Origin of the sequence: Paenibacillus xylanexedens (assembly GCF_007676705.1) — a bacterium.
Classification (GTDB): domain Bacteria; phylum Bacillota; class Bacilli; order Paenibacillales; family Paenibacillaceae; genus Paenibacillus; species Paenibacillus xylanexedens_C.
The window spans coordinates 1,236,176-1,252,086 of the sequence record NZ_VEBF01000002.1; the positions used below are offsets into that span (position 1 = coordinate 1,236,176).

Consider the following 15,911-nt stretch of genomic DNA (forward strand, 5'->3'; position numbering starts at 1 on the left):
GAAGCACCTCCGTTATGAAATAGGGATGACTGCTCACTTGGGTTTGAACGTGTGACAGCATGTTGCAGAGGATGTACGTGCATGATCATGGTGGTCAGAGTCAAATGTTTCACCGGCAAATTCTTCATGCAGACGACGGGTGGCATGTTGGTCAATGTCAATCATGATGGCATCAGCTTGGCAGAAGTTGTTTTCTCCCCAAAAGTTGCAGTTGGAGACGCTGCATTTGACAATAGGTTTGTCTTGGCTCATTTTTTATCACCTCGAGTACTATTGTCTCCCCGCCACAAAACCGATATTCCCCGTCGAAATGCCAGATGATGACATGATCTCGTCTTGGTCTGATCCTTATATAAAGACACAAAAAAACCGCCACAAGGGCGGTTTTGTCCAATTTCATATCAGGTTTTAACAGGAATTAGGCGTGATTACGCTGATTCTGCATACGGCGCTGAGTCAGGTAGTCACTTTCATAATATGCCAGATCATCGCGCAATTCTTCGTACGTTTTGGAAACCTCAAGAATGACATCCCGTACCGAACGGATTGGCTTGTCACGGAAACGAATGGCATCTTGTCCCGTATAAGCATATCTTCCGTCTTCAGAATAACATTCATTTTTAGGATAGAAAAAGCTGTTTACGCATTGGTGATACGTATTATAAAGAGCCTTTTCGGCAAAATCGACATCAAAGTTGGCACGACGCAGCACAACGCCAAGTTTTTCGTAAGAAACTTCAGAAAAAACGAGCAAATGACGGAGATCTGAAAGAAATCCTTTGTAGAAGGCTGTTGATTCTTCCGTCTGATTCTGATCCAGTTCAGGCAAGGCATTTTCATTCAAAAATTTTTCGATCCGATCGATAGCCGGTTTTAACTTTTCCCTAGTTGACTCACATGTTTTCTGTACATTGGCTGCTGACATAAAGGTAGCTCCCCCTTAAATAAGTCCTTACATATAGGTCGGCCAACGGTGGTTTTCCCCTGACCTTTGAATTCTCAGCTATAATCCTACCATAAAAAGATGACGAGCGGTATCCCTTAATCAGGCTTTCCGTTTCTACCATCAAACATGCCTATTATGCGCAGTTAGACTCGAACTCGGTTGCATAAAAATATCCGCTTATCCTAACGATAGATACAACCAGTGACAATGATGAAGCACTGTTGATGATTGTCCAAAATGAACGAAGGAGGTTCCATCCCCATGTCCAGACCGAAATGGATTAACTGGGCCATAGCAGCTGGTGCGGGAGCACTCGCCCTGACTCTTCTGCTTCCAACATCCAATCGTCCCGAACCTAAGCCAAGCGCCCTTTCCGACTCTGCCCATGAAGAGCACACGAACAAACAGCGATTGAAAGTACAGGATGTCAAAGCAACAGATCATCTGACCCGCATGGATGCCAAACAGCACCTCAGTATCATGCTGGAGAAAACCTCCACTATGAATACTGCGCAGTTTAATCAATACGTGAAGGATCTCCAACGTTCGCATAAACATATTCGATCCATTCATCTCATGGATACCAACGGATCATTCAACAAGCCATTTGATCAGGCATCCAAGCAAGGTAGCAAGCTGGAGCAACAGAAGCTTGAACACGCTCTAAACCTTGCCAAAAAAGCGGTAAACAAACGTCAAAGCTTCGAATCCTCTTCTTTCCCCTTGGGAAAAGAAAAATACTTTGTGATGGGGCAACCTTCGAAAGATGGTAAAAGAGCTGTGATCGCCTTGTTCAGTCAGAACGTATTGAGTGCTGTTGAGCAACACCAGCGCAAAAATCTGCGCATGATCCCATATCCGCGTGAAGGTAAGTTCAAAATTGAGTCCGTTCACCCGGATACCCTTAACGAAATCACGGTAAAAACAGGGCACGACAATGCCAATGCCAGTCATTTTTACGAAAATGAAATTGTTATCCGTTTTCGGCAGGATCCTGGTGACCGGGATATGCGTATCATTAAATCTGATCTAAGAACGCAGTCTGCGCGTAAGCTGGGATACACGTATGTTTTTCGGTCAGAACACATGAATTACAAGCAATTGCATAACTATTTCGAAAGCAAATGGAATCCACTCTATATGGAACCCCACTACATGTATTTAACCAATGACACTGTAACTGAACAAACAGATGTAACGATACCCAACGATATTTTGTTCTCCGATTATCAGTGGAACCTGCCTGCAATCGAGACAAATCGCGGCTGGAATATTAGCAAGGGAAACAAGGACGTTATCGTTGCAGTGGTCGACACAGGGGTTGATTTGAATCATCCTGATCTGAAAGGCAAGCTCCTGGAGGGATATAATGTGGTCGATCCGGGAAGCCAACCGCTGGATGATGTGGGACATGGCACACACGTTGCCGGCATTATCGGCGCTATTGTTAACAATAACGAAGGCGTGGCAGGCATGAGCTGGTATAACAAGGTACTTCCGGTCAAAGTACTGGACAACTCTGGTTCAGGCACCACGTATGCCGTTGCTGAAGGTATCATTTGGGCAGCTGATCATGGAGCCAAAGTCATCAACATGAGTCTTGGCAATTACGCCGATGCCCAATTTCTTCATGACGCCATTAAATACGCTTTTGACCGGGATATCGTCTTGATTGCAGCTACAGGGAACGATAATACCGAGCGTCCAGGATACCCTGCTGCCTATCCGGAAGTATTTGCCGTGTCCGCTACGGACCCGGATATGAGCAAAGCTTCCTATTCCAACTACGGGGATTATGTGGATGTGATGGCCCCTGGGTCCAGTATCGCAAGTACGTATCCGGACAATCAGTATGCAGCTTTGTCTGGTACATCCATGGCTAGCCCGCATGTAGCAGCACTTGCAGGATTGATTCGTTCCTTGAACCCGGACTTAACCAACACGGAAGTGATGGATCTAATGCGCCAAAGTGTCATTGACCTCGGTGATCCGGGTCACGATAAGTATTTCGGCTATGGGCAGATCGATGTCTATAAAGCACTGCAAGCCGCATCAGGCAACAGCGCTCCTCTGCAGTTCTGGCCCCAGCATGTCAGACAACAAATGGATAATACGATGAAAAAGTATACGCAGTAAGCGTAATGTGGATAATCTGTAAAAAATACAAAAGCAGCTGCGCCCCGGGGCGTACGCTGCTCTTTGGTTTATATCCAATTCCCCGGGGCACCCGCTGCGATTAGCGTTTGCGAGAAGTTGTGCGGGCTTTGCTTGATTTTTTCACGGATTTTTTCTTCGTGTTGTGACTGGATACATAGCAAGAATCTTCCTCTTTGACAACAACTGGGTACATGTGGTGGTGAATTGGAACGCAGTGATGTTTTTTGATAACTTCAATCGGGTGAATTACAGGCACGATTTGTGGGATGTAGTAATCCTCAACAACCTGGATCGGGTCACAGACAATCGGACAAAGCGGTGGACAGTAATGGTTCATTTCAAAACCAACTCCCTTTCTGGTGATACTATAACCTATTGCAGCAGGTCGAAAGTGGATTGGATGTATGTCCATACTCCGAAAAATTATATGAGCGGTAGCCTGTCCGCCAATGCCCCACCTTCCTGAGGTGTAACCTTGTCAATGACAGAGCACAGTACACGCAGCCCTTCACACAAAAGCTCAACGTTCGTCACGGTGAAGCAAATGCGCAGACTTGAAGTATCCGTTTCACCCACATAACAGGCGGAACCTGGCAGGAAAGACACCCCGGCGGCAAGTGACTGACGGTGAAGTTCACGCATATCCAAGTTATCCTGCAGTTGGAGCCACAGATTGAGTCCCCCATCCGGCAAACGCCAGTGCATCCCCACAGGTGCATGCTCTTTCAGTACTTCAGCTGCTGCACATAAGCGAGAATACAGTTCATCCCTCAAGTGGGATACATACACCCCGTACTGATTCTGAATAAAGGATTGCAATGCCTTCTGTGTAAGGAGCGGGCTCCCCAAATCGGCCGTAGATTTCGCAGCCACAAGCCGGGTCAATACACTTCCGTCTGCAATAGCGCAGGCTATACGGCAACCAGGAGATAACACCTTGCTGAAGCTTTTGATGTACACAACGTGACCTGTCCCATCCATCGATTTAATGGAAGCCGGGGGAGGGTCACGGAAATAAAGATCTGCAAACGGGTCATCTTCCAGAATGAGGCAGTGGTAACTTTGCGCGAGATTCAGGAGCTGAGCTCGTCTTCTTGCACTCATCGTAATGCCTGTTGGATTATGATAGGTCGGGATTGTATAGATCAACTTGGGAGGATATGTATCACATAACCGGGTTAACAGATCAATACGCATACCTTCGTCGTCCATCGGAACCGTAATGATCTTCGCACCTCTACTTGTAAACACATCAATGGCTCCGGTATAGCTCGGCGCCTCCATGTACACTACATCGCCGGGTCCAACAAAAGTCCGTGCCACCAGATCAATTCCTTGTTGGGCGCCACTTGTAATCAGCATGCGTTCAGGTGTCACCTGTAGTCCACGCTCGGCAAAATGTTCCGAAAAGGTCTGTCTGAGTTCCCGATCTCCCTGAAAAGATCCATACGCGGCCATACGCTCTGCATGATCCGAGGAAAGGCGGTAGGCACTATCGATAATCTCGCGAGTAGGCAAAAGTTCAGGCTGAATCGCTGACATATGAAGTTCAACCCGTACTTGAGGTGATGTATCAAAATGTCTCCAGAGCTGTGCTCTTGGTAAATAATCCACCAGTGCCATCTGCCAATTCCAAGGCGTACTGGATTCACTATTACCATTCATCCGCTGCGTCCGGTCCAGCTCCTCCGTCTGATCCGTGTGCAACGCGCCTCTTACATAGCAACCTTTACCCTGGGAGCAGGTGATCAATTGAATGGCCTCGAGTTCAGCATACGCTTTGGATACAGTGACCAGGCTGACACCCAGATCGGCGGTCATTTTACGAACAGAAGGAAGTCGGGTTCCGGGTTCAATGAGTCCTGATCTGATGCGATCGGCAATCGTTAGCGCAATCTGCACGTACAATTTGGTACTGCTTCCCCGTTTTAATTCAATATGCATACGCGCTCCCCCTAACTGTTATGATCTTCATTTTACTGTTATAGTGCAGTCCGTCTATTATAGTTTATAATATCAGTATAACAGTGAATAACAGGAGATGAGAATAACATGAGTATCCCTTGGTCCAAAATGGCACAAAACACCCCGTCCTCTGTCGTTCGCGACATGCTCCAGGCCGCCCAGGCACCTGGAATGATTTCACTTGCAGGTGGATTACCAGCCCAAACTTCGTTCCCGCTGGAAGCCATCCGCGTTGCATATGAAAAAGTATTTATGAGCGGAGCAGCCGCTCTTCAATATGCGGAGACTGAAGGATACCGTCCTCTTCGCGCCAAAATTGCCGAGCGTCTTGAATCCAAGGGCATTCCCGCTTCACCAGACCACATGCTTCTCACTACAGGTTCACAACAATCCATTGATTTGGTGTGCCGCATCCTTCTCGACCCGGGTGACCGCGTACTGGTTGAATCACCAACCTACCTCGCTGCTCTGCAAGTTATCCATTCCTATCAGGCTGAATCTCACGGTGTAGCCTGCGATGATCATGGCATGTTGCCTGAATCTCTGGAGGAACAGCTTCAACTTCATCGTCCAAAGCTTGTTTATATCAACCCAACATTTTCCAATCCTACGGGTAAAGTGTGGTCAAGAGAAAGAAGACAACAAGCTGTGGATCTGTGCCGCAAGTATGGTGTGCTCATTCTGGAAGATGATCCATATGGCGAAATTCGATTCAATCCGGAACATTTGGATGTCCCTGCTCTCGCAGAACTGGATGCAGCCTCCTATGGCGCCCCTTCCAATGTTATCTACACCAGTACGTTCTCCAAAACGGTAGCACCAGGCCTTCGTACCGGCTGGATACTGGCTGCTCCCGACATTGTCAAAATGGCAGCACGGGCCAAACAGGGTGCCGACTTGCATTCCAGCAGCATCGACCAAAGAGCTCTTCATGCATTGCTTGAATCTTTCGATCTGGATGCGCATATCCGCCATATTTCACAGGATTACGAGCAACGCATGAAAACACTGACTACACTCATGGCAGCCAAATCATGGGAAGGTATCTCGTGGAATTCACCTCAAGGTGGCATGTTCTTGTGGCTACAGCTACCTGAAGGCATGCTGGCAAGCAATCTGTTCACTTACGGTATCCAAGAGAAAGTGTGCATTGTCCCAGGTGATTCCTTCTATGCGGGCACACCAGAGTTGAACCGGATGCGAATCAACTTTACGCATACAGATCCTGAGCTTCTCCCTGAAGCCGTGGAACGAATGGATCGGGCCATTCAGCGCTGGCATGCCGAATTACAATCTGACCGTGTGGTTACACTGTAATTCACTGTCATTCAACTGTTTCCATTCATAGAATGTGAAAGTGCACGAAACATTTACTTGATATAACACAAATACGGCGGCAGACCGAGAATCTCGGAACTGCCGCCGTATTTTATATGACCTGTCATGAACAGGAAGTATGCGATTGTGGTAAATTTCATGGGTCCTTCTGATCAGTCAGGCCATCGGTGAATCTCACGGATTGTCCTCGACTGATAGGTGGACTACACTGTAAAGCTGTTGTTGCAGTTAGGAAAGCTTACCGTAAGCCGGGTTCTGTGCTCTTCGTGGTTCATACGGGAACTACCCTCCCACCAGAAGCGACAATCATCTATCTAGGCCATACATTGCTGCACAGCTCAAGCGACCAACCTAGACACACCTCGGGCTAAGGCTGTCTCCTCCGAAGAGTTGACTGTGTCCCATTAGGTCTTGCTCCAGATGGGGTTTACCAGGAACGAAGTCACCAGCGTTCCTCGGGGTCTCTTACACCTCGGTTCCATCCTTGCCTGTGCCGGAAATCCGGCCATCGGCGGTCCATTTCTGTGGCACTATCCTTCAACTCGCGCTGACTGGACGTTATCCAGCATCCTGCCCTGTGGAGCCCGGACTTTCCTCTCGTGGCAACAAAGGCCACCAGCGATTGTCTGTCAAGCTTTCCGAACAACATTACATAGTATACAGGCATTTGGGTTCCCAGACAAGCTTAATATTACTGGGAATCCGACATCACCTGTCCTTTTAGATAAACTGGAATACTTCCGTATTTACCTCAGAAGCTGTAACTTGCGTTTCATATCGTTTATCTTCCAATCGAGAACGAAGCCAATCCGCTGTTTTCGGTTTCATGATTTTCTCAGAATTATGCCCTGGATCAATGATGCACATGCCTGCCATTAACGCATCATGTGCCGTGTGATAATCGATATCCCCGGTCACAATAACATCTGCACCTTTGAAGCGGGCTGTGAGCGCATAACGACTGCCAGAGCCGCCAAGAACTGCTGCCTTTTTGATTGTCTTGTTCAGATCTCCAACAACACGAACATGAGACACGTTGAATTGGGTCTTCACGACCTCCACCAGCTCACCTAATGTCTTAGGCTCCCTAAGGGGTCCCAAGCGTCCCAGGCCGAGCGTACGGCCCTTTAAATCCATTGCATAGAGGTCATAGGCAACTTCTTCATACGGGTGAGCCTTAAGCATCGCCTGTACGACCTTACTGCGCAGACTCTGAGGCACGATTGTCTCAATCCGCATTTCTTCTACACGTTCCATCTGCCCTTGGGTACCAATATACGGTTGTGTCCCTTCACCGGGTACAAATGTTCCTATACCTTCCGTATTGAAGCTGCACTTGTTGTATTGACCGATACTGCCTGCTCCAGCTTCGAGGATGGCTTGAAGCACCTGTTCATGATGCGTTCGTGGTACGAATACCGCCAGCTTGTACAGATGATCTGTATGTACATCCTCCAGCGATTCCTTGCTCTCAATGCCGAGTGCTTCGGCCATCCAGTCATTTATGCCACCTTCGGCTACGTCTAGGTTCGTATGACTGATATAGACAGCAATATCATGCTTAATCAGCTTTTCATACAATTTACCCATAGGCGTATCCGTACTCAGTGACTTAACCGGTCGGAAAATGATGGCATGATGAGCGATAATCAGATTGGCACCGATACGAATTGCTTCGTCCACCACTTCATCCGTCACATCCAAAGCAACAAGCACGTGACTGATTTCTTTTTGCAAACTGCCGAGCTGCAGACCGATGCGGTCATCCGGCACAGCCAGATGTTTTGGAGCGAGCTGCTCCATCAGTTGAATTACAGTTTGACCTTTGGCAAACATGCCAAAACCTCCTTCAAGTTTGCGATAAGACGTTCTACCTCAGCCGCCTTGTCCCGGGAAGAATCCTGATCCGATTTGGAGATGGAGTTTACAACCCCTTGCAGTTTGACGATCTCACTTTCCCATTTGGCAAAGAATACATCCGTTGGACGATCCACCAAATATGGTCCCATCCGTAGCAGCAAATCTTCAGTCAATTCCGCCCCGCCTTGAAGCGGACGTGTACGATACACCTCAACATTGGCAATCGGGCTTACGGATTGTGGCATCGCCGTTATAATCTCATAGATCTTGCCATCTTCTTCGAGCAACTGTTCTGCTACAACCACCCAGTGATGCTCCAACAACCAACGTCTGAGGATGTCCTCTCCCACATTCGGTTGCAAAATAAGTAACTGAACTCCTTCCAGTTTGGATATACCTCTGTCCAAAATAGAAGCAATCAAGGCCCCACCCATACCTGCAATGGTGATGACATCCACTTCACCCGCAGAGATCACCTCAAGCCCGTCTCCACGTCGCACCGTAATTTTTTCTTTCATGCCAGCATCGCTGACTTGTTTGCATGCCGCATCATAAGGGCCAGGGTTGACTTCCCCAGCAACGGCACTTGCGGCTTTTCCACTGCGGATCGCGGCTACTGGCAGCAACGCGTGATCTGAACCGATATCAGCCATGCGGCTACCATCGGGAATTTGATCATGTATTCGCTGTAATCGATTCGAAAGTTTCATGAAGCACCTACACCATTCATTTAATTTATTGATTTGCATTGAACAAGGAAAAGCGATAAAATAAAATCCAATCAAACATTTCAAGGATGAATTTCCAAAACCAAGAAATCAAGACGTTCAAATTAAAAATAAAGGAGACCCCGCCGCCGCTAAAGCGTCTTGCGGAAAGTCTCCCATAGTTCGATTATTCGAGGAAATCCTTGAGTCGTTTACTACGACTCGGGTGGCGCAATTTACGAAGAGCCTTGGCTTCGATCTGACGAATACGCTCACGCGTAACACCAAATACCTTGCCCACTTCCTCCAGCGTTCTCGTCCGTCCATCGTCCAGACCAAAACGTAGACGAAGAACATTCTCTTCACGCTCAGTCAATGTATCCAGTACATCTTCGAGCTGTTCTTTCAGCAACTCATACGCAGCAGCATCTGCCGGAGCAAGTGCTTCCTGATCCTCAATAAAGTCACCCAGATGGGAATCATCTTCCTCACCAATCGGTGTTTCAAGAGAAACCGGTTCCTGTGCAATCTTCGTAATTTCACGAACTTTCTCTACACTCAGATCCATCTCAGCAGCGATTTCTTCTGGAGTCGGTTCACGCCCAAGTTCCTGCAACAGCTGACGGGATACCCGGATCAGCTTATTAATCGTCTCCACCATGTGCACAGGGATACGAATTGTACGCGCCTGGTCAGCAATAGCACGAGTGATCGCCTGGCGAATCCACCATGTAGCATACGTACTGAACTTGTATCCTTTTTTGTGGTCAAACTTCTCAACCGCTTTGATCAGACCCATATTACCTTCCTGAATCAAATCAAGGAACAACATTCCACGTCCAACGTAACGCTTGGCGATACTGACTACGAGACGCAGGTTCGCTTCAGCGAGACGACGCTTGGCTTCTTCATCCCCGTTCTCAATCCGTTTGGCCAGTTGAACTTCATCATCTGCCGACAACAATGGCACACGACCAATTTCCTTGAGATACATACGGACAGGGTCATTAATTTTGATACCTGGCGGCAAGCTCAGATCATCATCAAAGTGGAATTCGTCCTCTCCCTCTCTGGTGTTGTTCTCGGAATCTTCACTAGGACGAAGTGTAACCTCTTCATCATTTTCATTCACTACATCGATACCCAGATCGCTCAGTTGCTCATAGAACTCATCCATTTGCTCTGCATCCTGCTCAAAAGGAGAGAGTTTCTCTATAATTTCCTTGTAATTCAGCGAAGCTCTTTTCTTACCTGATTCAATCAATTGATCTTTAACCTGATCCAGTGTCAATTCTGTTTCTAGTTCAGTATGCTGATCATTCGCCATAACTCGACTCCCTCCTCCCTAGAAACATCCAATAATCAGACGTTCACTGTCTCTCTAGGGCAATCATTTCAATTGCAATCTGTGCCGCGCGTACAGAATCACCTGCCCGCTCTGCAGCAATCATTTCTTCTTTTTTCAAATCGTACTCTTTCTTACGCGGATACTTCAGCACTTCCCTGATGCAATCATCGAGCATTTGAATACTCCATTCACCTGGACCATCCATCATCGAGATTGAACTGACCGTTTTTTCCAGGCGATCGTCATGCAGTGAAGACATAAAACGGCTTGTATCCGACGGTTTGCCTTGCGCATAGTAGGCATATAGATAAGCAGCAATAGCTGCATGATCATCCAAGTTAAAAGCTTCACCAAGATGCTCGTTCACGTACTGGGCGGCCTCATCATCCTGCAACATCCAGGCGATTAGTTTGCGTTCCGCAGCGTGGTAAGCTGGCAACAGATTGGGTGTAGGCACCTGCCTATTTTGTTGCCTACCATTATTCCACCTTTTCGGGTTATTATCCCCAAACTGGAGGTTATTTTTCATTGCTTCCCGCTCTTCATTACACTCCTGCTTCAATGTTTCGAAGGATACGTCCACTTCTGCAGCCAGTTCACGAAGATATACTTCCCGCTCTGTTGGAGAAGGTAAGGGGGCAATCAATTTTACTGCTTCTTTCGAATAGGCGATTTGTCCGCCACCTTCTAGCAGTATATGGCTTTTTTTTAGGTTTATAAGTTTAAATTTTGTAGTGGTCACAGCACCGTCCACAATTTGGTTTCGGAACCGCTCACCACCATGCTTCCGGATAAAATCATCCGGGTCAAGTCCCTCAGGAATGAGAGCCACTTTGACCTGCAATCCGGCTTCCTCAAGAATCGGGAAGTTTTTGAGTGCAGCAGCCTGTCCTGCACGGTCACCGTCATAACATATGATGACCTCGTCGCACATGCCTTTGAGCATCAGTGCCTGATTCTCAGTTAGCGCAGTACCCATTGCCGCAACACCATTCTGGATATCCTGATCCCATGCGGAGATGACATCACCATATCCCTCGAACAAAATGGCTTGCCTTTGTTTGCGAATTGCATTTTTGGCATGATGCAGATTATAGAGAACACGGCTTTTGTTAAATAACCGGGTTTCCGGTGAATTTAGATACTTCGGTTGCCCGTCTCCCAATATGCGCCCTGCAAATGCAATTGGCTTACCGCTCCTGCCGTTAATCGGAAACATAATCCGGTCGCGGAATCGATCCACATATCCCTGACCTTCATTTCGCGGTGAGAGAAGCCCACCCTTTTCCATCTCTTCGAGCGGATAGTTACGTTTTTCGAGAAATTGTACCAATGTATCCCATCGATTTGGTGCAAAACCAATCTGGAATTGGTCAATTAACTTATCGCCAAAACCTCGTGAGCGTAAATACTCCATGGCTGACTTGCCGTGTTCTGTATTTTTCAACAAAAAATGATACAGCTTCGCGGTAAGCTCATAGGCCTCCAACAGACGTTCCGTCTCCGGATTCACATGAGCAGATTCACGCCCTTGCCAGTCCCCCATAGAGATGTGGCTTTCTTCCGCCATCGTCTTGACAGCCTCGGGAAAGGATAACCCTTCGATTTCCATCCTGAATTTGATGGCATTTCCGCCCGTGCCGCAACCGTAGCAGTAGAAAATTTGTTTCTCAGGTGTAACGGTGAACGAAGGGGTCTTCTCGGAATGAAAAGGACAGAGGCCTTTCATATACTTCCCCTGCTTGGTCAGATGCACAAATCGGCTCACCGTATCGACGATATCATTCTGCTGTAACACCGATTCAATAATACTTTCGGGTATACCGCCTTGTCCGGTACTCATCACTGGCCACCTTCATCTCTTCAACACGTAAATATAATTCGATAAACTTACACATTCTCCTGCAAATCTTTTAAAAGTTTTGTCAGTTTATGTTGAAAAATTTCTCGATCCTGCTCTGTGAAAGGCTTTGGGCCTTTCCCGTAATGGCCTCTTTTTCGTGCTTTGGCCGCAGTATGACGAGAATCCAACATGAAATCAATGTCCCGATCGTTGAATTCACGACCACGAAAGGATAAAACATAACAACGTTTGCCAAGCGCAAGTGCCGCAAGTCCATAGTCCTGAGTAATAACCACATCGTATGGCTTAATATGATTAGCAATATAGAGGTCTGCGCTCTGATCACTTCGATCCACTTGCACGGTACGCACCCCTTCTCCTCCTTGAAGCAAATGATCAAATGAAGAGACTAACAGTACAGGGATGTTGAAAAGGCGAGCGGTTTGCGCAATCTCGGTTTTGACCGGACAAGCATCACCATCCACAACAATGTGGCGTATATTTAACTCACTCAAACCCAGACCACCCGGTTTCATAAAATAGCTGCATATTGTAATATACGACCTCGGCCAGGCAAAATCCTTCTGCCGGAACAAGGGAAATCAAAGGCTAAAATACGGAGCGGTTGTAAAAAATACATTTCACAACCCGTTCCGTATATTTATACCCTCATATATCCTTCTTTAATACTGAATTTTAGCTTTGCTCCAAGTCTGTGGAAAAGGACTCATGATTTACGCCCAATTACCAAACCAACTTGGAAAAATCAGCAAATCCTTTCAAGTCACGATCAATAGCCGCGAGCAAGGCAAGTCGATTCGCACGGACAGCCTCATCTTCAGCCATAACCATGACCGAATCGAAGAATGAGGTAATACCATCCTTCCAAGCGGATGCAATAGCCAGTGCTTCAGCAGCATCATGCTGAGTTAACGCCTGACGATATTCTGCATTCGTTTTGCTCCATGACTCATGTAGCTGACGCTCTCCATCTTCTGTGAACAGTTCTGGATGTACGGAAGCATTGGATGCTTTGGCAGCCAAATTACCCACACGGTTGAACGATTCAACCGTTGTTTTGAATGCGTCTCCTGTCAGAACAGCCGCCATCAACGCTTCACCTTTTGGAACCACAGCGCTGATATCATCGAATCCGGAAGAAATTACGGCATCCACTACATCGTAACGGACGGTTTCGGACAACAATTTTTTCACACGAAGACCGAAGAAGTCTTGCAGATCTTTACGAACCTCTTCATCTGCACGTTTCAACAGGTTCATCTGGGCATGCACTTGAAGTGCCACTCCGAACACGTCTGACAATGTCAGCGGAAGCTTGTGATCCAGCAAGATCTGTACAATACCTGCAGCCTGACGGCGCAGCGCATACGGATCCTGAGAACCCGTTGGAATGATGTTGATGGAGAAACATCCCACGATTGTATCCATTTTATCCGCAGCACTCACAATGGCACCGACAAGAGAAGCGGGGGATTGATCTCCGGCGAAACGTGGCTGATAGTGTTCAAATACGGCTTTGGCCACCTCTTCTTTTTCACCAGCTTTACGAGCGTAATCCTCACCCATCACACCTTGCAATTCCGGGAATTCACCCACCATCAGTGTCACCAGATCGAATTTGCAGATATCTGCTGAGCGGCTAACGGATTCGGCAACATCACCGGATACTTGCAGTTTGGCAGCAATTCCATCGGCAATCTTGCGAATACGGCGTACTTTATCTCCAACCGTACCCAGCTCTTCCTGGAAGACGATACTTTCAAGCTTCGACAGTGCATCCTTAATCTGTAGCTTCTGGTCTTCCTCATAGAAGAACTTGGCATCAGACAGACGTGCACGCAGTACTTTTTCATTCCCTTTTGCAATAACGTCCAGTGAATCACTTCCACCGTTACGTACCGTCACGAAGAATGGCAACAATTGTCCCTCATTGTCCAGTACAGGGAAATAACGTTGATGCTCACGCATGGAAGTAATCAATACTTCTTGTGGAATATTCAAAAATGATGAGTCGAATGTCCCGAACAACACTGTAGGTGTCTCCACCAGGAACAGGACTTCCTCCAGCAAGTCTTCCTTGATCGCAATATCCCATTTTTTCTCAGCAGCTAATGCCTGAATCTGGGATACAATCATCTGTTCACGTTCCTGGATATCTGCAATAACATGTTCGGAACGCAGCACTTCCACATATGAAGACGGGTTGGAAATCACGGCCTCCTTACCGAGGAAACGATGTCCTCGAGTTACATTACCAGACTTGACACCTGTCACTTCCAGATCGATGACATCACTGCCGAGCATAGCCACAATCCAGCGGATTGGACGTACAAATTTGAAATCATAGGAAGCCCAACGCATGAATTTCGGGAACGTCATGGCATGTAATACAGAAAGCAGTCCCTCGCCAATCACAGAAGCCGTTTCCACACCTTTACTGCTCTTCGTTGCATAGATATATTCGACACCGTTCAATTCCTTGAACGTAAACTGGTCCGGTTCAACACCTTGACTGCGGGCGAATCCGAGTGCTGCCTTGCTCCAATTGCCACTGTCGTCCAGTGCAATTTTGCGTGAAGGACCTTTCACTTCTTCCTCGATATCTTCCTGCTTTTCAGCCACATTCTGAATCAAAACAGCCAGTCGGCGAGGTGTGGCATACGCATTCACTTCACCATAAGCAATACGGGATGCGTCAAGCCATTTCACGACACGCTCTTGCAGCTGTGCGATTGCTGCGCGCATGAAGCGGGCAGGTACTTCTTCCAGGCCGATTTCAAACAACAGATCCTTAGACATGCTCGGCTCCCCCTTTCTTGATTAGCGGGAAGCCTAGCTTCTCACGCTCTTCCATATATGTTGCAGCGACTTGACGAGCCAGATTACGGACACGAGTGATGTAACCCGTACGTTCCGTTACACTGATGGCCCCACGTGCATCCAACAGGTTGAACGTGTGGGAACATTTCAGCACATAGTCATATGCAGGGAATACCAAATGTTGCGCCATGGCTTTGTTTGCTTCTTCTTCGTGCATGTTGAAGAGTGTAAACAGCATTTTGACATCAGATACTTCAAACGTATATTTGGAATGTTCGAATTCTGGCTGACGGAATACATCACCATAAGTGATACCTTCCACCCATTCCAGATCAAACACATTTTCTTTTTCCTGAATGTAAGAAGCCAAACGCTCCATACCATACGTAATTTCAACAGCTACCGGATTCGTCTCGATTCCACCAACCTGTTGGAAATACGTGAATTGCGTAATCTCCATTCCGTCCAACCATACTTCCCAACCAAGACCTGCACAACCAAGGGAAGGATTCTCCCAGTTATCTTCAACAAACCGAATATCATGTTTAAGCGGATCAATGCCCAGACGCTTCAGACTTTCCAGATAAATTTCCTGAATATTGTCCGGAGAAGGCTTGATGATTACCTGGAACTGATGATGCTGATACAGCCGGTTAGGGTTCTCACCATAACGTCCGTCCGAAGGACGACGGGAAGGCTCTACATAGGCCACTTTCCAAGGTTCGGGTCCAAGCGAACGTAAAAAGGTCATCGGGTTCATCGTACCTGCCCCTTTTTCCGTATCGTATGGCTGGACAATAATACAGTTATGCTCGGCCCAGAATTGTTGCAGCGTTAGAATCATCTGCTGAAAATTCATAATCATGCTCCTTTTCAATGGTTTGTTAGCAAGCTTAGAACGGCGCA

12 protein-coding genes and 1 other RNA gene are annotated in these 15,911 nt (G+C 47.2%); 2 read left to right on the top strand and 11 right to left on the bottom strand.

Annotated features, from left to right (window positions below; translation table 11 throughout):
- Positions 1-33: 33 nt before the first annotated feature.
- A complete protein-coding gene (locus tag FS628_RS15525; RefSeq protein WP_076211597.1) occupies positions 34-252 on the bottom strand; it encodes a DUF1540 domain-containing protein in 219 nt (72 codons plus the stop codon).
- Between the two features lie 166 nt (positions 253-418).
- A complete protein-coding gene (locus tag FS628_RS15530) occupies positions 419-925 on the bottom strand; it encodes a YpuI family protein (RefSeq protein ID WP_145323225.1) in 507 nt (168 codons plus the stop codon).
- Positions 926-1,207: 282 nt separating this feature from the next.
- Between FS628_RS15530 and FS628_RS15535 the strand changes: the two genes are divergently transcribed.
- Positions 1,208-3,082, top strand: coding sequence for a S8 family peptidase (locus tag FS628_RS15535; protein WP_145323227.1), 1,875 nt, complete (start codon positions 1,208-1,210; stop codon positions 3,080-3,082).
- Between the two features lie 444 nt (positions 3,083-3,526).
- Here the strand turns inward: FS628_RS15535 and pdxR are convergent, their stop codons facing one another.
- Complete coding sequence (pdxR, locus tag FS628_RS15545) at positions 3,527-5,047, bottom strand: MocR-like pyridoxine biosynthesis transcription factor PdxR (protein WP_145323231.1); 1,521 nt, start codon at positions 5,045-5,047, stop codon at positions 3,527-3,529.
- A 108-nt stretch (positions 5,048-5,155) separates the two neighbouring features.
- On the opposite strand from pdxR, the gene FS628_RS15550 reads away from it, so the two are divergent.
- The gene (locus FS628_RS15550) at positions 5,156-6,385 is read left to right on the top strand and encodes an aminotransferase-like domain-containing protein (RefSeq protein WP_145323233.1); all 1,230 of its coding nucleotides are present in this window, start codon (positions 5,156-5,158) and stop codon (positions 6,383-6,385) included.
- Between the two features lie 250 nt (positions 6,386-6,635).
- On the opposite strand, the gene rnpB is transcribed toward FS628_RS15550, so the two are convergent.
- The 8 genes from rnpB to glyQ form a co-directional block, all read right to left on the bottom strand.
- An RNA gene (gene rnpB / locus FS628_RS15555) (RNase P RNA component class A) lies at positions 6,636-7,044 on the bottom strand.
- Positions 7,045-7,126: 82 nt separating this feature from the next.
- On the bottom strand, positions 7,127-8,242 hold the full coding sequence (locus FS628_RS15560; protein WP_145323235.1) for a Nif3-like dinuclear metal center hexameric protein: 1,116 nt from the start codon (positions 8,240-8,242) through the stop codon (positions 7,127-7,129).
- Positions 8,218-8,976, bottom strand: coding sequence for a tRNA (adenine(22)-N(1))-methyltransferase (locus tag FS628_RS15565; RefSeq protein ID WP_145323237.1), 759 nt, complete (start codon positions 8,974-8,976; stop codon positions 8,218-8,220). The genes FS628_RS15560 and FS628_RS15565 overlap by 25 nt, the downstream gene beginning before the upstream one ends.
- Positions 8,977-9,160: 184 nt before the next feature.
- A complete protein-coding gene (gene rpoD, locus FS628_RS15570) occupies positions 9,161-10,300 on the bottom strand; it encodes an RNA polymerase sigma factor RpoD (RefSeq protein WP_062835490.1) in 1,140 nt (379 codons plus the stop codon).
- Between the two features lie 43 nt (positions 10,301-10,343).
- Positions 10,344-12,164, bottom strand: a complete 1,821-nt coding sequence (dnaG, locus tag FS628_RS15575; RefSeq protein WP_145323239.1) for a DNA primase — start codon at positions 12,162-12,164, stop codon at positions 10,344-10,346.
- Positions 12,165-12,211: 47 nt separating this feature from the next.
- Positions 12,212-12,679, bottom strand: a complete 468-nt coding sequence (locus FS628_RS15580; protein WP_440131283.1) for a YaiI/YqxD family protein — start codon at positions 12,677-12,679, stop codon at positions 12,212-12,214.
- Positions 12,680-12,908: 229 nt separating this feature from the next.
- Positions 12,909-14,984: a glycine--tRNA ligase subunit beta gene (gene glyS / locus FS628_RS15585; RefSeq protein WP_145323241.1), complete on the bottom strand. Its 2,076-nt coding sequence runs from the start codon at positions 14,982-14,984 to the stop codon at positions 12,909-12,911.
- Positions 14,977-15,864 carry a glycine--tRNA ligase subunit alpha gene (gene glyQ / locus FS628_RS15590; protein ID WP_145323243.1) on the bottom strand — a complete coding sequence of 296 codons (888 nt, stop codon included), beginning with the start codon at positions 15,862-15,864 and terminating at the stop codon, positions 14,977-14,979. Before glyQ ends, glyS begins: the two co-directional genes overlap by 8 nt.
- Between the last annotated feature and the right edge of the window lie 47 nt (positions 15,865-15,911).